18 protein-coding genes are annotated in these 16,905 nt (G+C 71.5%); 12 read left to right on the plus strand and 6 right to left on the minus strand.

Annotated features, from left to right (window positions below; translation table 11 throughout):
- Positions 1-85 precede the first annotated feature (85 nt).
- Positions 86-1,075 carry a class II fructose-bisphosphatase gene (glpX, locus tag Q0818_RS04125; RefSeq protein ID WP_298871784.1) on the plus strand — a complete coding sequence of 330 codons (990 nt, stop codon included), beginning with the start codon at positions 86-88 and terminating at the stop codon, positions 1,073-1,075.
- Between the two features lie 343 nt (positions 1,076-1,418).
- Positions 1,419-1,631 carry a UDP-N-acetylmuramyl pentapeptide phosphotransferase gene (locus Q0818_RS04130; RefSeq protein ID WP_251509429.1) on the plus strand — a complete coding sequence of 71 codons (213 nt, stop codon included), beginning with the start codon at positions 1,419-1,421 and terminating at the stop codon, positions 1,629-1,631.
- A gap of 146 nt (positions 1,632-1,777) precedes the next feature.
- Here the strand turns inward: Q0818_RS04130 and Q0818_RS04135 are convergent, their stop codons facing one another.
- Both Q0818_RS04135 and Q0818_RS04140 read right to left on the minus strand, forming a co-directional pair.
- Positions 1,778-3,163, minus strand: a complete 1,386-nt coding sequence (locus Q0818_RS04135) for a DNA recombination protein RmuC (protein ID WP_298871795.1) — start codon at positions 3,161-3,163, stop codon at positions 1,778-1,780.
- Positions 3,164-3,304: 141 nt separating this feature from the next.
- Positions 3,305-3,898, minus strand: coding sequence for a 3'-5' exonuclease (locus tag Q0818_RS04140; RefSeq protein ID WP_298871798.1), 594 nt, complete (start codon positions 3,896-3,898; stop codon positions 3,305-3,307).
- A gap of 308 nt (positions 3,899-4,206) precedes the next feature.
- Here Q0818_RS04140 and Q0818_RS04145 point away from each other — a divergent pair, with 308 nt between their 5' ends.
- Genes Q0818_RS04145 through Q0818_RS04155 form a run of 3 tightly spaced genes read left to right on the plus strand, consistent with a single transcriptional unit; the run spans position 4,207 to position 6,641 of the window.
- Positions 4,207-4,956 (plus strand): class I SAM-dependent methyltransferase, encoded by a 750-nt coding sequence (locus tag Q0818_RS04145; RefSeq protein WP_298871801.1) that lies wholly within the window; start codon positions 4,207-4,209, stop codon positions 4,954-4,956.
- 39 nt (positions 4,957-4,995) lie between these two features.
- On the plus strand, positions 4,996-6,069 hold the full coding sequence (gene ychF / locus Q0818_RS04150) for a redox-regulated ATPase YchF (protein ID WP_298871803.1): 1,074 nt from the start codon (positions 4,996-4,998) through the stop codon (positions 6,067-6,069).
- A 29-nt stretch (positions 6,070-6,098) separates the two neighbouring features.
- The gene (locus Q0818_RS04155; RefSeq protein WP_298871806.1) at positions 6,099-6,641 is read left to right on the plus strand and encodes a hypothetical protein; all 543 of its coding nucleotides are present in this window, start codon (positions 6,099-6,101) and stop codon (positions 6,639-6,641) included.
- A gap of 158 nt (positions 6,642-6,799) precedes the next feature.
- Here the strand turns inward: Q0818_RS04155 and Q0818_RS04160 are convergent, their stop codons facing one another.
- Entirely contained in the window at positions 6,800-7,669 is an 870-nt protein-coding gene (locus Q0818_RS04160; protein WP_298871811.1) for a hypothetical protein, read from the minus strand.
- Positions 7,670-7,847: 178 nt separating this feature from the next.
- Here Q0818_RS04160 and Q0818_RS04165 point away from each other — a divergent pair, with 178 nt between their 5' ends.
- From Q0818_RS04165 to Q0818_RS04175, 3 genes are read left to right on the plus strand one after another with little or no spacing between them, the layout of a single operon-like run.
- A complete protein-coding gene (locus tag Q0818_RS04165) occupies positions 7,848-8,381 on the plus strand; it encodes a hypothetical protein (RefSeq protein ID WP_298871814.1) in 534 nt (177 codons plus the stop codon).
- A complete protein-coding gene (locus tag Q0818_RS04170; RefSeq protein WP_298871816.1) occupies positions 8,382-9,764 on the plus strand; it encodes an ATP-binding protein in 1,383 nt (460 codons plus the stop codon).
- A complete protein-coding gene (locus Q0818_RS04175; RefSeq protein ID WP_298871818.1) occupies positions 9,761-10,372 on the plus strand; it encodes a response regulator transcription factor in 612 nt (203 codons plus the stop codon). Before Q0818_RS04170 ends, Q0818_RS04175 begins: the two co-directional genes overlap by 4 nt.
- 16 nt (positions 10,373-10,388) lie before the next feature.
- On the opposite strand, the gene Q0818_RS04180 is transcribed toward Q0818_RS04175, so the two are convergent.
- On the minus strand, positions 10,389-11,705 hold the full coding sequence (locus Q0818_RS04180) for a D-alanyl-D-alanine carboxypeptidase (protein ID WP_298871821.1): 1,317 nt from the start codon (positions 11,703-11,705) through the stop codon (positions 10,389-10,391).
- A gap of 173 nt (positions 11,706-11,878) precedes the next feature.
- Between Q0818_RS04180 and Q0818_RS04185 the strand changes: the two genes are divergently transcribed.
- Both Q0818_RS04185 and Q0818_RS04190 read left to right on the plus strand, forming a co-directional pair.
- The gene (locus tag Q0818_RS04185) at positions 11,879-12,049 is read left to right on the plus strand and encodes a CsbD family protein (RefSeq protein WP_279366652.1); all 171 of its coding nucleotides are present in this window, start codon (positions 11,879-11,881) and stop codon (positions 12,047-12,049) included.
- 98 nt (positions 12,050-12,147) lie between these two features.
- Complete coding sequence (locus Q0818_RS04190) at positions 12,148-13,116, plus strand: aldose 1-epimerase family protein (protein WP_298871824.1); 969 nt, start codon at positions 12,148-12,150, stop codon at positions 13,114-13,116.
- 64 nt (positions 13,117-13,180) lie between these two features.
- On the opposite strand, the gene Q0818_RS04195 is transcribed toward Q0818_RS04190, so the two are convergent.
- The gene (locus Q0818_RS04195) at positions 13,181-13,591 is read right to left on the minus strand and encodes a glucose-6-phosphate dehydrogenase (RefSeq protein ID WP_298871828.1); all 411 of its coding nucleotides are present in this window, start codon (positions 13,589-13,591) and stop codon (positions 13,181-13,183) included.
- Positions 13,592-13,765: 174 nt separating this feature from the next.
- On the opposite strand from Q0818_RS04195, the gene Q0818_RS04200 reads away from it, so the two are divergent.
- On the plus strand, positions 13,766-15,175 hold the full coding sequence (locus tag Q0818_RS04200) for a flotillin family protein (protein WP_298871831.1): 1,410 nt from the start codon (positions 13,766-13,768) through the stop codon (positions 15,173-15,175).
- 13 nt (positions 15,176-15,188) lie between these two features.
- On the plus strand, positions 15,189-15,998 hold the full coding sequence (locus tag Q0818_RS04205; protein WP_298871833.1) for a DNA-formamidopyrimidine glycosylase family protein: 810 nt from the start codon (positions 15,189-15,191) through the stop codon (positions 15,996-15,998).
- A 319-nt stretch (positions 15,999-16,317) separates the two neighbouring features.
- Here the strand turns inward: Q0818_RS04205 and Q0818_RS04210 are convergent, their stop codons facing one another.
- Positions 16,318-16,866: a type 1 glutamine amidotransferase domain-containing protein gene (locus tag Q0818_RS04210; RefSeq protein ID WP_298871835.1), complete on the minus strand. Its 549-nt coding sequence runs from the start codon at positions 16,864-16,866 to the stop codon at positions 16,318-16,320.
- Positions 16,867-16,905: the final 39 nt, after the last annotated feature.

Below are 16,905 nucleotides of genomic sequence, written 5' to 3' on the forward strand. Positions count from 1 at the left end.
CGTTTCGTTAAGAACGGCGAATCCTTCGTGTCCGCGGCGCGGAAAACAGCCGAATGTGACGGCCACGCTGGATACAGTGGGGCCCATGGTGAGCCTGACTGCCGACATGAGCCCTTTGCACCCCGACCGCAACCTGGCTCTGGAGTTGGTGAGGGCGACGGAGGCGGCATCCATCCGTGCCGTCCCCTTCATCGGGCGGGGTGACAAGGAGGCCGCCGACGGCGCGGCCGTCGACGCGATGCGCGCCTTCTTCAGCACCGTCAACTTCGACGGCACGATCGTCATCGGCGAGGGCGAGAAGGACAACGCCCCCATGCTCTACAACGGGGAGCGCGTCGGCAGCGGCCGTGGCCCCCAGTGCGACGTCGCGGTCGATCCGATCGACGGCACCTCGCTCACGGCCGCCGGCCGTCAGAACGCCCTCTCGGTCATCGCGGTCTCCGACCAGGGGACCATGCTCGATGCATCGAGCGTCTTCTACATGGACAAGCTCGTCACGGGCCCCGCGGGCGTGGGCGTGGTCGACATCCGCCTGCCCATCGGCGAGAACATCCGCCTGCTGGCCAAGGCGCTGGGCAAGCCGGTCGACGAGATCGTCGTGTCGGTGCTGAACCGTCCCCGCCACGAGCAGCTCATCGCCGACATCCGCGAAGCGGGCGCCGGAACCCGTCTGATGAGCGACGGCGACGTGGCCGGCGGCATCAACGCCGCCCGTCACAACGCCCGTACCGACATGTGCGTGGGCATCGGCGGCAGCCCCGAGGGCATCGTCACCGCCTGCGCCATCAAGGCCCTCGGCGGTCACATCCAGGGCGTGCTCGCTCCCCGTACCGACGACGAGAAGCACAAGGGCCTGGATGCCGGCCTCAAGATCGACGGCACGGTCTACGAGGCCGATGATCTGGTGAAGGGCAAGAACACGATCTTCGTGGCGACGGGCGTGACCGACGGCCAGCTCGTGCAGGGCGTGCGCCGCGACGGTGACTTCATCTACACCGAGAGCGTCGTCCTGCGTGGAGCCTCGGGCACGCTCCGGCGCATCTCGTCGGAGCACCTGACCTCGAAGTGGCTGTGACGCGGGCGGACTGCTGAGACGGGCCGGCTGCCGAGGCGGGCTGGCTTCGGGGACGGGCCGTCTGCCGAGACGGGCCGGCTGGTGAGGCGAGCACGGGCCGAGCTCGAGCGGGCGATCGGGTCCGAAGAGCGGGTCGCCGACATTTCGCCCGCGACGTGGCGACCAGCCGTCGGCGGGCTGCTGTTCCGCGGACCGCCGCAGCGCGAACGACCGACCGGCGTGCAGATACAGCCGGGCGTGTCGTGACGCAAGCGTGACCGGTCCCTCGGACCTCGTCTGGCAGAATCTCTAGGAGTGTCAACGGCGACGCTGTGTTCTTCCGAGACCCGAAGGGGGATCGTCCATGGCAACAGCTCCGACGAATCAGACCGCACCTCAGACAGGTGCGCAGGCGGTCATCGCCAGCGCCGTCGACCCGGCTCGCCGTCCCGACGTACTCTTGCGCGTCCGCCGCGACGAGGGTCACGAGGTCAGCGCGTGGTGGATGGTCGGTGCCTTCGTGGGCGTGTCCGCCGCCGTGGTGAGCCTGCTGAGCTGGGTGCCCGGCGGGTCCTGAGCCTTCTTCCGGATACCGCGGCCCGAGGTCGCGGCATCCCGCTTTCCGAACCGGGTCGATCCGTCAGGGTCGGCCCGGTCTCGTCTGCGGGGATGGCGCCCGTCGATCGTCGACCTGAGTCGCTCAGGCCGCGGCGTCGCGGCGCGTCATTGCTCCGCCGGTCGACCCGGGTCGGCGGGGAACCCCGCCCGCTCGCGAACGCTCCCGATATCGGCATAGGTGGGCGCCGCGGCCGCTTCGGTCTCGCCGAGCGTCGCGTCGGCGGGGTCGTCGGGGGCGGAGCCCTCGGGGTCGGCCGGTGACGCCGGCGCGTCGATGTCGAGCATCTCGGGCGCCGTCCACCGGCGGGGCGTCGCGTCGAGGGCCGGGGGAGCGCTGACGGCCGCGAGCTTCGTCTCGTCGATCCCCGGGAACTTGCGGGCGGTGACGAGCACGCGCGACTCGAGCGACCCCGCGAAACGGTTGTAGCTGTCGACCGTCTTCTCGATCGCGCGACGCAGGTCGTTGGCGTGCCCCGCGAGGACCCCGACCCGCTCGTACAGCTCGGTGCCGAGCTGGAACAGCGTTCGAGCCTCGTCGGACACGTCTTGCTGCGTCCAGGTGAACGCCACCGTCTTCAACACCGCCCACAGGTTGACCGGAGAGGCGAGGGCGACGCGCCGCGCGAAGGCGTACTCGAGCAGGGTCGGATCTTCGTCGAGAGCGGAAGCGAGGAGCGATTCGCTGGGGAGGAAGCACACGACGAACTCGGGGCTGGTGGTCAGTCCCGCCCAGTAGGCCTTCTTCGCCAGCGCGTCGACGTGCGCCCGTACCGCCCGCGCGTGCTTGGACAGGAGCGATGCTCGCCGCGCGCCCTCGTCGCCGTGCGCGGTCACCGCGATGGCGCTCGCCTGCAGGTAGGCGTCGAGGGGGACCTTGGCATCCACCGCGAGGGCCTTGCCCCCGGGGAGGCGCACGACCATGTCGGGGCGACCGGCTCCGGCGTCGCTGGAGATCGCCGTCTGGAGGTCGAAGTCGACGTAGCGGGTGAGTCCTGCGGCTTCGACGACGCGTCGGAGCTGCGTCTCGCCCCACACCCCGCGCGTCGCGCCCGAGCGCATGGCGGAGGCGAGCGACTCGGTGGTGGCGCGCAGGGCCTCGTCGGCCTCGCGCGAGAGCCTGAGCTGCTCGCCCAGCGCGGAGTACTGCTCGACGCGGTCGCGCTCGAGCCCGTCGACCTTGCGCTGCATCGCGTCGAGGGTCTCGCGGACGGGGTCGAGGGCGCGCAGGACGGTCTGCTCGCGACGCTCGCGTTCTTCGCGAGCGGCTTGGTCGGATCGCGACTGGCCGACGAGCTCGCGATACATCGCCGCCTGATGCTCGAGCTGCTGCTGCAGCCCCGCCCGCGCGGTCTCGGCCGCAACCGCGCGGGCCTCGAGATCGCGCTGGTCGACAGCGCTGCGCGCGGCCACACGGGCCCCACCGACGAACCACCCGCCGGCGACGCCGAGCGCCAGGGCGAGGATCACGAGCACGAGGGTGATGGCATCCATGGGGTCAGCATGCCGCACACCTCCGACATCGCCGGAAAGACGGGCCGGGCGGGCGCGGGCGAGGGCGGATGCGACGCGAGAAGGTTGCCGGTGGTGCTCGGTGGGAGGCCTCAGACCGCGATCGGGAGGCGATGGCCTGATTCAGGCGACGGCGCGCTCGGCCGGTTCGACGGCGATCTGCGAGATGCGCACGCCCAAGTGCGCGGCGAGGCCCTGTACGTCGTCGACCCCGGCGCGCCGGGCGCAGTCGATCGTGATCTCGGCGCACGCGACGGCGTCGGCGAGCGCGTCGTGGTGCGCGAAGGGGGAACAGCCCGCCTCGGCGGCGACGAGCGGCAGCCGGTAGGAGTCGAGCGTGTAGGTCTTGCGCGACATCTGCACGCTGCAGAGGTAGCGGTAGGGCGGGCACTCGTCGCCGGTCGCGGCGCACGCGCGACGGAGGACCGACATGTCGAAGCCGGCGTTGTGCGCCACGAGCACGTCGGAGCCGGCGAAGGCCGTGAGGCGTTCGAGCTGGGCGCTCCACGACGGCGCGTCCACGACGTGGGCGGGTTCGATGCCGTGGATGCCGACGTTGATCGGGGCGAAGTGGTCGTGCCCGGGCGGCGGCTTGATGAGCCAGGCCGCGGTGGCGACGACGCGACCCCCGCGCACCCGCGCGAGCCCCACGGCACAGGCGGACGCTCCGCTGGAGTTCGCCGTTTCGAAGTCGATCGCGGTGAAATCCAGAGCCACGGCTCCACCCTGCGCCGTGGGGGCCGCGTCGCCCGGGAGGCGCGCCGGGGTCCGCCACCTAGGGCGAAAGGGGCGGCGGACACCGTCGCGCGGGTCCGTCGGCGACACACCGGGGTCCGCCCTGCACGGCGGAGGGGGCGGCGGACACTGTCGCGCGGGGTCCGTCGGCGAGACACCGGCGTTCGGCATCCGGGATCGGCGTGTCGAGCACCGACTCCGCGCAACGGCTCCCGGGCTGAGGGGCACGCCTCCGACGCCGGGCCGATCGCCCTGCTGCGGTGTCGGAGGGGCAGCGTAGGGTCGGGGCCATGACGGGGAGTGAGAAGTCGACGTCGTTCGGGCAGGCGGCATCCGCCTACGAATCGGGCCGACCGGGGTACCCGGCCGCGGCTGTGGAGTGGCTGCTCGCGCCGGTGCGCGAGCCGGGACGCGGCCTGCGCGTGGCCGACGTCGGTGCCGGGACGGGAAAGCTCACGCGCGCGGTCGTCGAGCTCGGCGCCGACGTCGTGGCGGTCGACCCGGATGCCGACATGCTCGCGACTCTGCGCGAGGCGGTGAGGGGTGTCCCCACGTTCGTCGGCACGGCTGAGCACCTGCCGCTTCCCGACGCCGGCCTCGACGCCCTCGTGATGGGGCAGGCCTGGCACTGGGTCGACGTCGAGGCCGCGTCGCGCGAAGCCGGGCGGGTGCTGCGCAGCGGCGGCTCGCTCGGTCTGATCTGGAACATCCGCGACGACGCCGTCGACTGGGTGCGGCGCCTGACGGCGGCCATGGGCGGCTCGAACGCCGAGGTGCTCCTCGCGACCACCGGCCCGCGCGTCGGAGAGCCGTTCGCGGGGCTCGAGCATCGCGAATGGCGGTGGGAGCGGCCGATCACCCTGCCCGTGCTGCGCGAGCTCGTCTCTTCGCGCAGCGACATCATCACCGCGAGTCCGCGGGAGCGCGCGCGGATCGACGCCGCGGTCGACGGGGTGGTGGCATCCGTTCCCGAACTGGCCGACGGGGGCACCGTCGCGCTGCCCTACGTCACCCACGCGTTCCGCGCGCGGCGGCCCTGACGCGGTGAGGGCGCCCCGGGCCGGGTAACCTGGACTCCCGTGGCTCTTACCATCGGAATCGTCGGCCTTCCCAACGTGGGAAAGTCCACTCTCTTCAACGCCCTGACCAAGAACTCGGTGCTCGCCGCGAACTACCCGTTCGCCACCATCGAGCCCAACGTCGGGGTCGTGAACCTTCCCGATGCGCGGCTGCAGAAGCTCGCCGACGTGTTCGGCAGCGAGCGTCTCGTGCCCGCCGCGGTGTCGTTCGTCGACATCGCCGGCATCGTCCGCGGCGCGAGCGAGGGCGAGGGGCTCGGCAACCAGTTCCTCGCGAACATTCGTGAGGCGGATGCCATCGCCCAGGTCGTCCGCGGATTCGCCGACGACGACGTGGTCCACGTCGACGGCCAGGTGAACCCGGCCAGCGACATGGAGACCATCAACGCGGAGCTGCAGCTCGCCGACCTCCAGACGCTGGAGAAGGCGATCACCCGGTACGAGAAAGAGGTCAAGGGCAAGAAGCTCGACCCCTCGGTGCTCGACACCGCCAAGGCCGCGCAGGACGCCCTTCAGCGGGGCGTGCTGCTGTCGGCATCCGGTCTCGACCTCTCGCCGATCCGCGAACTGGGCCTGCTCACCGCGAAGCCCTTCATCTTCGTCTTCAACGTCGACGAGGCCGTGCTCACGGATCAGGCCAAGAAGGACGAGCTCGCGGCCCTGGTCGCTCCCGCGAAGGCCGTCTTCCTGGATGCCAAGATCGAGTCCGAGCTGATCGACCTCGACCCCGAGGACGCCGCCGAGCTGCTGGCATCCACGGGTCAGGACGAGTCGGGTCTGGATCAGCTCGCCCGCATCGGCTTCGCCACGCTGGGCTTGCAGACCTACCTCACCGCCGGCCCCAAGGAAGCGCGCGCCTGGACGATCCCGCAGGGTGCCAAGGCCCCGCAGGCGGCCGGTGTCATCCACACCGACTTCGAGAAGGGCTTCATCAAGGCCGAGGTCATCTCGTTCGCCGACCTGGTCGAGCTCGGCTCGGTGGCCGAAGCGCGTGCGAAGGGCAAGGCACGCCTCGAGGGCAAGGACTACGTCATGCAGGACGGCGACGTGGTGGAGTTCCGCTTCAACAACTGACGCGCGGGTCGGACGGACGGGGTCGATCGATGGCTGCGGACGTGACCGTCACCGCGCGCCATGACGCGGCGAAGCGAGCGGCCGTGGGACGGACCCTGGCCACGCTCGTCCGGAAGCAGGGCATCCTGCTGCTCGTTCTCGGCGTGCTGTGGGGACTTGTTACTCTGCTGCCGGTCGTGGCGGCGTCCATCGTCGGACAGGCGAGCGTCTCGCTCTTCCTCGCTATCGCAGCGATGCTCGTCGTCCCTCTCGCCATGGGCGCGCTGGGTGTGCGTCAGCTCCGGCGGCGGCCGCGCATCCCCGAGATCGCTGTCGCGATCACTCCCACGAGCGTGCAGTTCCCCGCGATCGAGCGGCCGTCGGGTCTGTTTCCGCGGGTGCGCGGTGAGGAGTGGGCCCGAGAAGGTACGACCGCGGAGATCCGACCGGCGTCCGGTCTGCTGCGGACGGCTCTCGTCGTCTTCGCGCGCCAGGACGGGCGCAAGCGGCGTCGTCGCACGGTCTCCGCCGAGAACCTCGACATCGACCCGCGGATCCTCGTGGACGCGCTCGGAGGCCCGCCCTCCGCGTAGCGACGGGGCGTCGAAACGAGGAAGCGACCCGGCCGCCCGCTCCGGCCGACGGTTTCGCGAGCTCCGCGGGGACGACGGTCGGGCCGCAGGGGCTCGCGGCCACGAACACGCGGAACCCCCGACCACGCGGCCGGGGGTTCCGAGGGGTACGGCGCGACTCAGCCGCCGATCGGCGTCGGGTTCGTCGGGTCGGGCGGAACGGGGAGAGAGCCGTTGATGCGGTTCTGCGCCTGGCACTGGCTGGTGCAGTTCGTGGCGCCGGCCGAGAGCTCCACCGCATCCTCGCCGAGCACGCCGCCCATGCGACCGCCCGAGGCCACCGTCCACCGGGTGACGGTGGCATCCTGATACGTCTTCGTCGCGACCTGCGGGCTGTCCTTGCCGAGCAGCATCTGGTGGGCGGTCGCGCCGGAGGCGACGGCATCCACGCCGTTGCCGAAGTTGACCTTGCCGGTGTACTGGTTCACGAAGTAGAACAGGCCCGGCCCGAGCGTGTGCACGAGCTCGACGGGAGCGGCGAACTCGGGCTCCATCTGGAAGATGCCGCCCTGCGCGCCGTCTTTCGCCTGGATCTTCAGCTTGCCGCCCGCGGTCGTGAAGATCGCCACGATCGCGTCGTCGCGCACCTCGAGGCTGGACAGGCGCGCTCCCGCGCGCTGCGCGTCGGTGAGGGTCGGCACCTTCGAGGCGAACACCACGGTGGGGCTCGTCACCATCCGCTGCGTGTCGGGCGCCCCGGTGAGCGTGTAGTCGTAGACGCCGAGAGTTGAGGGATCGATCGTGAAGCGGTTGTTCTTGCCGCTCACGGTGATGCGGCCCGAGACGGTGAGGTCTTTGAGCTTCGCGTCTTTGCCGGGAGCGGGGTTGTAGGTGGTGCCGTTGACGGTGACCGCGTAGTCGCCGCCCGTCGAGGTGGTCTTGGCGTGCGCCGCGGCGGGCAGGAGGAGCCCGGATGCCGCGACCAGGGCGGCCGCGACGATCGCGGTACCGCGGGCCAGTCGACGGCGGGGCGGGGTTGTGATGCTCATGGTGTCTCGTTTCGTCGGTGGGCGAGCTGTGTCCACCGTCGGGCCGGGGCCACGGACCGGGCAATGCGACCTTGGTACTACGACCATCGTCCGATTCCCCGGGGACGCCGCTTCGCGCACAGTGAAGGGATCACGACAGCCCGTGTCGCGGGTGACAATGGGCGGAAGGACGGATGACATGAAGAAGCGGATCCTCATCGGCGCGAGCGCACTCGTGCTCGCCGCCGCCCCCGCGGCCATCGGGCTGTGGGGCAACGCCTCGTTCGCGGAATCCGTTCCGGTGCCCGTGCCGACGGCCGCGCAGGTGTTGCAGCCCACGCCCTCTCCGACGGCCGACGATCACGGCGGCGACGTCGCCCGGGATCAGCGCACCGAGGCGGGAGACGACCGCGACTCCGGCACTTCGAGCGGTGACGATGCCGGTTCCCCCACGGACGACCGCGGCGGGTCCACCGGTTCGGACGACGCCGTCGTGCCGTCGGGCGCGGACGACCGCGGCGGCGACGCTCCCCGCGACGATCGGGTGGAGCCCGGTGACGACCGCTCGTCATCGGATGCGGGAGGTTCAGGTGGTGCGGTGACCGGCTCGGGCGACGATCGGCCCTCGGAAGACGACGCGGCCTCGGGAGGATCCTCCTCGAGAGGGTCGACCTCGGGCGACGACGGGCATCACGGCGGGCGCGACGGCGGCGGCCACGGGGGAGACGACTGAGTGACGTCCGATCCGCCCGCGCCCTCCTGGGAGGTGCTGGTGCAGGCCCGCACGGCCTCCGCCGCACCGCGTCGTCTGTCGACACGTGCCGTTCTGGTGCGTTTGGCCCTGGGATTGGCCGCCGTCCTCGTCGCGGTCGCGGCGCTCGCCGGGTTCGGGGCGCAATGGCTGGCGGAACGCGAGGCCGTCAATGACGCCGCGCACGTGACGAACGTGCTCGCCGAAGCCGTCGTGCGGCCCGCGCTCACCGATGCGCTCGCCGCGGGGGAGCCGAGCGCGATCGCCGCGTTCGACGAGATCATGCGCACCCAGATCCTGGGCGACGACGTCATCCGGGTGAAGATCTGGAGCACGCAGGGCCGCGTCCTCTACGCCGACGAGCCGCAGCTGATCGGGCGAACCTTCGCCCTCGAAGACGCCCAGCGTGCGGCCCTGTCCACGCCGTCGACGCGGGCGGCGGTGTCCGACCTGTCGGAAGACGAGAACGAATTCGAGACCGGCTCGCGACTGCTCGAGGTGTACCGACCGATGTGGACGCCCGCTGGGCAGCAGGTGCTCTTCGAGGCGTACTACCCCTACGAGCCGGTGGCCGCCCGCTCCGCCGAGCTCTGGCGCGGATTCGCGGGCGTGACCACGAGCAGCCTGCTGCTACTGGTCGTGCTCACCGCCCCGATCGTGTGGACCCTGCTGCGCCAGCTGCGCGGAGCCGAGGCCCGCCGTGCCGAACTCCTCCAGCGGGCGGTCGACGCCTCGGACGCCGAGCGGCGCCGCATCGCGGGTTCGCTGCACGACGGTCCGGTGCAGGAGCTGGTCGCCACCAGCTACGGAGCCGAGGCCGCCGCGACCGCCGCGGCCGCGCGCGGCGAGGGGGAGGGTTCGGCGGGAATGCGCGAGATCGCGGGTGCCGTGCGCGGAAACGTCCGGGTCCTTCGCTCCCTGCTCGTGGACATCTACCCCGAGAACCTCGCGGCCGCCGGCCTGGCCTCCGCACTGAACGATCTGGCGGCCACCGCCCGCACGCGCGGCGTCGAGGTCTCGATCGACCTGCGCACGCCGGTAGAGGCGTTGTCGGAGGCGGACGAGCGCCTGATCTACCGGGTCGCCCAGGAGGCGCTCCGCAACGCCGTCACCCACGCCGCGCCGTGCGCCGTGACGATCTCCGTGGCCCATGAGGGCGGGCGGGTCGAGCTCGTCGTCGCCGACGACGGCCCGGGCTTCGACGCCCGTGCCGCGCTCGACGCCCCGGCCGAGGGGCACCTCGGCCTGCGCGTCCTCCACGACCTCGCCACCGATGCGGGAGCCGAGCTCGCTCTCGCGACCGCCCCCGGCCGGGGTACGCGCTGGCGTCTCCGCCTTTCCGACACACTCCGGGAGACCCCGTGATCCGCGTCCTCGTCGTCGACGACCACTCCATGGTGCGGGAGGGCCTGGCATCCGTCCTCTCGGCCGAGGGCGACATCGCCGTCGTGGCGACCGCGGCCAACGGCGCCGACGCCCTCGCCCTCGTCGAGGGCGTCGACGTCGACGTGGCGGTCATGGACCTCTCGATGCCCGTGATGGACGGCGTGACGGCCACTCGGGAGCTCCGCGCCCGGGTTCCCGGCATCCGGGTGCTCGTGCTCACCTCGTTCGGCGACCGCGCGCAGGTGCGGCGTGCCGTCGCGGCGGGCGCCACGGGATATCAGCTGAAGGATGCCGAGCCCCACGACCTGCGCGCGGCCGTCCGGGCCGTGCACGGGGGTCATGCGCCGCTGGATCCGCGGGTCGCGGGTGCGCTGCTGCCGGAGCCCACCGCCCCCGGCAGCGGTCTGAGCGCCCGCGAAGAGGAGGTGCTGCGTCTCGTCGCCGACGGCCTGGCCAACAAGCAGGTCGCCACGGCCCTGGGCATCACCGAACGCACCGTGAAGGCGCACCTGAGCAGTGTGTTCCGCCAGATCGGGGTGGCCGACCGCACGAGCGCGGCCCTCTGGGCGCGCGACCACCTGCGCTGAGGGGCGCGGGCCTTCGTCAGCCGAGCTCGCCCGGGTGGGTCAGTCGCCACAGCAGCGTGGGCTCCTCGATCGCACCAGAGATCTTCACGTCGGCCGAGGTCGACTGCGGACCGGCCGTCCAAGTCACCGTCCCGACGGTCTCCCCGTCGGCGAAGGTGCGCGGGGCGACGGTGTCGAGCGTCACGGTCACCGGGGTGTCGGACCAGGTGCGCAGCTCGGCGTTCTTGGCGAGGACGAGAGACGCCTCGGATCCCCACGGTGTCGTGATCGTGCCGATCGTCGCGCCGAGCGAGCCGACGGGCACGTCGTGGAACCCGTCGCTGATGCTCTGCAGCAACCGCGCCACGTCGGCGTCGGTGCTGTCGTGGGTCTCACCACCCAGACGGACGCCGGTGATCTTCAACGGGGTGCCGATGCCCACGTCGAGGCTGGCCGTGAACAGCAGATTGAAGCTGCCGTCGCCGAGGTTGCCGGTTTTGAGCCCGTCGACGCCGAGCGTGCCGAGCAGATCGTTCGTGTTGGTCACGGTTCCGGCGCCCGCGACGCTGATCGAGCGGAGCGAGGTGATCGCGGCGATCACGGGGTTCGCCGCGGCGATACGGCCGAGGGCGACGAGATCGCCGGGCGTGGAGGTGTTGCGCGCGTCGATGCCCGTGGCATCCACGATCCGGGTGTCGTTCAGGCCGTTGCGGGCCAGCCACGACCGGGCGGCGTCGACGTACGCGCCCTCCGACCCGAACCCCCAGCGGGCGATCGCGACGGCGTAGTTGCTCGCCGAGGGGAGCAGCATGGTCGCCAGGGCGTCGTGCAGCGGCATCCGCGTGCCGTCGGGCATCTTGGCGATCGTGACCCCCTGCACGTAGAACCGGTCGTAGAGGTCGGTGTCGGCCTCGGTGAAGGCGATGGTGGGACCGGGGTCGGCGGCGTCGGTCAGCGGATGCGCGTCGAGGACGACCAGGGCGGTGACGAGTTTGGCGATACTGGCGACGGGACGGGCTTCGTCTCCGCCCGACGACGCGAACACCCCCGCGGCGTCCGGTCCCAGGTACTGTTCGCCTCCGTCGATGCTCACCCGCGCCGAGCCGGAGGAGGGCAGGACGAGGGATGCCGCCGCCCCCGCGCTCACGCTCGGAGCCTGCGAGGTGACGGTCGGGGCCGGGAGGGGCGCCGCGGATGCCCACCAGACGTACCCACCGCCGCCGCCGAGCGTCGCCAGCAGGACGACGAGGAAGACGATGAGCGCGATCCTGCCGCCCCGGCCGCGCGGCGCGGGCTCGCGCGGTGCGTCGTCGAGCAGGCTCGAGAAATCGGCGAGCGTGTCCGGCGCGGTCATGAGACGAGACCGACCGTCGCGAATGATGCTTCCCCCCGGCGCATAGTTCGAACCTAACCGGTCTGCCTGCCTCACACGCACACGAATTTCAAGCCCCCCCGGCGCGTCGAGGGGGCCGACCTACCGTGGACGCACATCGGGAGATACCCGGAAACCTAACGGGAGGTGCCGACATGGGACTCGACGACAAGATCAAGAACGCCGCTGAGAACATCGCGGGCAAGGCGAAGGAAGCCACGGGCAAGGCCACCAACAACGAGCGCCTCGAGGCCGAGGGCCAGGCGGACCAGACCAAGGCCCACGCTAAGCAGGCCGGCGAGAACGTCAAGGACGCCTTCAAGTAAGTCGCCCTCCCCGAATGCCCCGACCCCCGCGGTCGGGGCATTCGTCGTTTCCGGGACGGATGCCGGGGGCGGGCGCCCGCGTTCGCGATAATGGCGGAATGACCGCTGCCGTTCCCACCGAGACGCCCACGCTCGTCTCGGGCACTCCCGTCGTCCTGCGCGCCCACGGCTATGAAGCCGCGATCGCCAGCGTCGGCGCGTCCCTCCGCTCACTCACCTTCGAAGGTCGCGACCTCGTGGTCCCCTTCGACGCCGACGAACTGCGTCCCGCGTATCGCGGTACGACGCTCGCTCCCTGGCCCAACCGGGTGGTGGACGGCATCCATCGTTTCGACGGGGTCGAGCACCAGTTGCCCCTCACGGAGCCGAACCGTGGCCACGCCCTGCACGGACTGCTGTCGTGGGTCGACTGGAACATCCTCGAGGCATCGGACGAATCCGTGACCCTCACCGCGACCGTGACCGCCCAGGCGGGATACCCGTGGTGGCTCGCCGTCTCGACCACGTTCCGCCTGGACGCCGACGGCCTCACGCAGACGGTCCGCGCGACCAACCTGTCGGACACGCCCGCACCGTGGGGGACCGGTCCGCACCCCTACCTCGTCGCGGGTCCGGCGAGCCTCGACGAATGGACGCTCTCGCTGCCGGCCGACACCGTGCTGGAGGTCACGCCCGACCGCCTCGCGCCGGTGGCCCTGGCATCCGTCGAGGTCGACGGCGACCGCTTCGACTACCGCGACGAGCGCGTGCTCGGCGCGGTCGAGATCGATCACGCCTACACCGGACTGATCCGGGATGCCGACGGCCGCGCGACCGTGACGCTCACCGATCCCTCCGGTTCGGCCGTGGCCATGACGTGGGACGAGGACTGCGCGTGGGTGCAGATCCACACGGCCGACCTGCCGACGGGGCCCGGAACCCCCGGACATCGAGCAGGACTCGCGGTCGAGCCGATGACCTGCGCGCCCGACGCGTTCAACGACGACGCCTACGACTTCGCCACCGGCGTGGTCTCGCTCGACCCCGGTGCCTCGCACGACGCGGGGTGGACGATCTCGGCGCGCTGAGGTCACTGCAACGCGAGAACCGCCCCGGAGCGATCCGGGGCGGTTCTTTCGCGTGGGCGGTCGGTCAGACGACCTGAGCGCCGCACATTCCGCAGTCGCCGCCGGCGGAGACCTCGACGAAGCAGTCGGGGCACATCGCGCGCGTGGGGCGGTCGGTGATCGGAGTGGGCTTCAGGCTCGGCGCGCGACGCTCCTTGGGGGCGGAGGTGGCGCGGGCGCGGCGGGCTTCAATGGTCGGCGCGGGCGGCGGAGGCGGGGCAGCCGGCTTGTGCGCCTCGCAGTAGAAACGGACGAATCCGCCGTGGTGCTTCGGATGGCGGTGCTTGACCGCCCACAGCTCGGTGCGCTCGTAGAGCGGACCCTCGGTTCCGCAGGCGACGCAGCGGGTGGCTTCGCCCGGGACGACATCGGCGACGAGGACGGGGGCGTCGAAGCGGATGGCATCCCGCCAGTCCTGCGACGAAACGATCTTCATGGGGGACCCTTCTTCGGGCGGTTCGGGCCGCCTCACCCTCAACGGTACGCTCCCGGCCGGCCCCTCGGGGACGTCGATCGTGCGCTCCGGGGCTGGACAGTGCCCGCGGGGCCCCGGATAGGTTGGAAGCAATTCCCCCGCGCCGCCTCCGGCGGTGCCTGTCGAAGGAGAACCATGGAATTTGCTGCTCTGGGGGCGATCGGCATCGTCGTGGTCATCGCACTCGTCGTTGTCGTCGTCGTCCTGTTGATCGTCGCGGGCTTGATCCGCGGCTGGTACCGCGTCGCGAAGGCCGACGAAGCCCTGGTCATCGTGGGTAAGCGGCAGAGGGGCGCGGACGGGGAGTCCTCGCGCATCACCGTCATCACCGGCGGCGGCGCCATCGTCAACCCGCTCACCCAGCGCGGCGAGATGATCTCGCTGCGCGCGCGTCAGATCAAGATGGAGCCGACCGCGCAGTCGTCGAACGGCGTCACCGTCAACGTCAGCGGTGTCGCACTGGTCAAGATCGGGTCCGACCCCGAGTCGGTGCGCCGTGCGGCCGAGCGTTTCGCCTCGCAGGACAAGGCCATCGAGCAGTTCACGACCGAGCAGCTCGAGGGCGCGCTGCGTGGCGTCGTCGCGACGCTGACCGTCGAGGAGCTCATGCGCGACCGCCAGCGTCTGTCGGACCAGATCGCCGAGGGCATCAAGGGCGATCTGTCGTCGCAGGGGCTCATCCTCGACTCGTTCCAGATCCAGGGCGTCACCGACGGCAACGGCTACATCGCCGCGCTCGGCGCGACCGAGGTCGAGCGCGTGAAGCGCGAGGCCGAGGTCGCCCGCATCAACGCGGTCCGAGAGATCCGCGCGCGACAGATCGCCACCGACGAGGCCAACCTCATCGAGCAGACCAAGCTCGACAAGAACAGCGCCGCGGCCAAGGCCGAGGTCGGCCGCGCGAACGCCGAAGCCGAGCAGGCGGAGGCCCTGACGCGCGCCGAGCGACGCCAGGCCGTTCTGCAGCAGGAGGCGCAGAACACCCAGGCTCGCCTCGAGTCCGAGGTCTCCCGCGTCGCCGACGCCGACCTCTACCAGCGTCAGAAAGACGCCGACGCGGAGTCGTACGCCCAGATCAAGGCGGCTCAGGCGCGCGCCGAGATCGCCCAGCAGGAGGCCGCGGCCGTGCGCGTGCGCGCCGAGGCCGACGCTCAGGCTGTGCGCCTGGCCGGTGAGGCACGTGCCGAGGCGATCCGCGCCGAGGCGGAGGCTCTGTCGCACAACCAGGAGGCACTGCTGGCGCAGCGGGCCCTCGAAGCGCTCGTGCCGATGATGGCGGAGTTCGCCAAGGGCTACGACCGGGTCGGCAACATCACCGTGCTCGGTGGCGAGGGCGCCAGCGGCCATCTCGCCGCGGAGTCGGCGACGGGCCTGCGCTCGTCGTTCGAGGCCGTCCGGGCGGCGACCGGCATCGACTTGACGCAGATCATCCAGGGACGTGTCGTGGCCGACGCCTTCGCCGAATCGGCGGCGCGTCCCTCGGCGGCGGCGTCTGCGGCTCCCACCGCCCCCGCGGCGCCCACGGCGTCCGAGTCCGGGGCCTGAGCGGCATCCGCCGATGCCCGAAGCTCCCGAGGTCGAGGCGCTCGCGCTGTTCCTGCGCGAGCGCCTGACGGGTCGCGAGGTCGTCGATACCGAGCTCGTCGAGGGGAGGGCGTGGAAGACCCGGGCCCGTCCCCTCGACCAGCTCGTGGGGCGACGGGTGACCGCGGTGACGCGGTACGGCAAGCACGTCGACCTCGACCTCGAGGGGGCGCACCTCGCTCTCGGCTTCGGCCGGGCGGGCTGGGCGACCTGGACCGAGGTCGATGAGGAGGAGCCCGCGACCGCGGCCGCGGTGATAGCGCGCGTGGTCTTCGCCGACGGCATCCTGGGCATCACCGACGCGGGGGACTGGCTGTCGGTGCAGCTGCACTTCGTCGACGACGCGCGAGAGGTGCCGTCGGTGGCGAAGCTCGGACCGGATGCCATCGACCCGGCCTTCTCTCTCGAGATGCTCCGGGCGGCGCTCGGCGGACGACGCAAGCAGCTCAAGGCTCTGCTGCAGGAGCAGGAGACGCTGGCCGGGATCGGGAACGCGTACTCGGACGAGATCCTCTTCGCCGCGCGGCTGTCGCCGGTCGCCCACGCGTCCTCGCTGAACGCCGAGGAGGTGACCCGGCTGTACGAGGCCCTGCACGACACCCTCGCGACGGCCGTGGCGGCGCGCCGCGGCGTCCCCATCGCGGAGCAGAAGGCGGCGAAAGTGGCCGCGATGCGAGTGCACGGCCGCACGGGCGAGCCGTGCCCCGGGTGCGGCGGTGCGATCGAGGACATCCCCGGCACCAAGGGCGGCGGTCAGTGGTGCCCGTCGTGCCAGGGTGGGTGAGGGCCGGGCGCGTGCGGGGTTCGGGCGACGGCAGGGCCGGTTCTACGGGGCTGGTGGGCCGACGCGTGGGCGGGGGTGCCTCGGCACCGCGCGCGCGGGTCTGCGTCGGAACGTCATGGCGTCCGTGATGTGCGCGGAGGCGACGGGTCGTGTCGCGCGCGGGCGGGGATGCGTCGGCGCGACATTGCCTCCGTGATGTGCGCATCCTCCGTTCGTGAGGGCGGTTTCGGGCTGAGGTTGTGCGCATCACGGAGGGTGTGCGCGCAGGCCGACGTGAAAGGGACCCGGACCGTGGTCCGGGTCCCTTTCATAGAAATGCTCAGGACGTCTGGCCGGAGTGCTTCCCCTCGGCGACCTCTTCCACGAGCTTGGCGTTGAAAGCGGGAAGGTCGTCGGGGTTGCGGCTCGAGACGAGCCCCTGGTCGACGTGGACCTCTTCGTCGACCCAGGTCGCGCCGGCGTTCCGCAGGTCGGTCTGCAGGGTCGGGTAGCTCGTGAGGGTGCGGCCCTTCAGCACGTCGGCTTCGGTCAGGATCCACCCGCCGTGGCAGATGACGGCGACCGGCTTGTGCTGGTCGAAGAATCCACGGGTGAAGGACACGGCATCCTTCACGATGCGGATGTCGTCGGCGTTCTGCACGCCGCCCGGGAGCACGAGGGCGTCGAAGTCGCCGGCCGAGGCGCCCGAGACGGCGAGGTCGACCTTCTGCTCGTGGCCCTTCTCGCCGCTGATGCTGCCCTCGCTCGGGGAAACGAGCACCGCCTCGGCGCCGGCCGAGGTCACGGCCTCCCACGGGCTCGTGAGTTCGCTGTCTTCGAATCCGTCGGTGGCCAGGAACGCGATGCGCTTGCCGCTGAGATCGGTCATGGATACGCCTCTCTTCGTTGTCGGTGAGGTGATCCACGC

The sequence above is a fragment of the uncultured Microbacterium sp. genome (genome assembly GCF_947489255.1).
Classification (GTDB): Bacteria; Actinomycetota; Actinomycetes; order Actinomycetales; family Microbacteriaceae; genus Microbacterium; species Microbacterium phycohabitans.

What these genes read in the sequence shown, in the direction of transcription:
- Q0818_RS04160 (WP_298871811.1), bottom strand. Translation starts at nt 7,669, where the DNA reads ATGAGCATCACAACCCCGCCCCGCCGTCGACTGGCCCGCGGTACCGCG.
- Q0818_RS04205 (WP_298871833.1), top strand. Translation starts at nt 15,189, where the DNA reads ATGCCCGAAGCTCCCGAGGTCGAGGCGCTCGCGCTGTTCCTGCGCGAG.
- Q0818_RS04130 (WP_251509429.1), top strand. Translation starts at nt 1,419, where the DNA reads ATGGCAACAGCTCCGACGAATCAGACCGCACCTCAGACAGGTGCGCAG.
- Q0818_RS04190 (WP_298871824.1), top strand. Translation starts at nt 12,148, where the DNA reads ATGACCGCTGCCGTTCCCACCGAGACGCCCACGCTCGTCTCGGGCACT.
- Q0818_RS04155 (WP_298871806.1), top strand. Translation starts at nt 6,099, where the DNA reads ATGGCTGCGGACGTGACCGTCACCGCGCGCCATGACGCGGCGAAGCGA.
- Q0818_RS04185 (WP_279366652.1), top strand. Translation starts at nt 11,879, where the DNA reads ATGGGACTCGACGACAAGATCAAGAACGCCGCTGAGAACATCGCGGGC.
- Q0818_RS04145 (WP_298871801.1), top strand. Translation starts at nt 4,207, where the DNA reads ATGACGGGGAGTGAGAAGTCGACGTCGTTCGGGCAGGCGGCATCCGCC.
- Q0818_RS04180 (WP_298871821.1), bottom strand. Translation starts at nt 11,705, where the DNA reads ATGACCGCGCCGGACACGCTCGCCGATTTCTCGAGCCTGCTCGACGAC.
- Q0818_RS04165 (WP_298871814.1), top strand. Translation starts at nt 7,848, where the DNA reads ATGAAGAAGCGGATCCTCATCGGCGCGAGCGCACTCGTGCTCGCCGCC.
- Q0818_RS04195 (WP_298871828.1), bottom strand. Translation starts at nt 13,591, where the DNA reads ATGAAGATCGTTTCGTCGCAGGACTGGCGGGATGCCATCCGCTTCGAC.
- glpX (WP_298871784.1), top strand. Translation starts at nt 86, where the DNA reads ATGGTGAGCCTGACTGCCGACATGAGCCCTTTGCACCCCGACCGCAAC.
- Q0818_RS04135 (WP_298871795.1), bottom strand. Translation starts at nt 3,163, where the DNA reads ATGGATGCCATCACCCTCGTGCTCGTGATCCTCGCCCTGGCGCTCGGC.
- Q0818_RS04210 (WP_298871835.1), bottom strand. Translation starts at nt 16,866, where the DNA reads ATGACCGATCTCAGCGGCAAGCGCATCGCGTTCCTGGCCACCGACGGA.
- Q0818_RS04200 (WP_298871831.1), top strand. Translation starts at nt 13,766, where the DNA reads ATGGAATTTGCTGCTCTGGGGGCGATCGGCATCGTCGTGGTCATCGCA.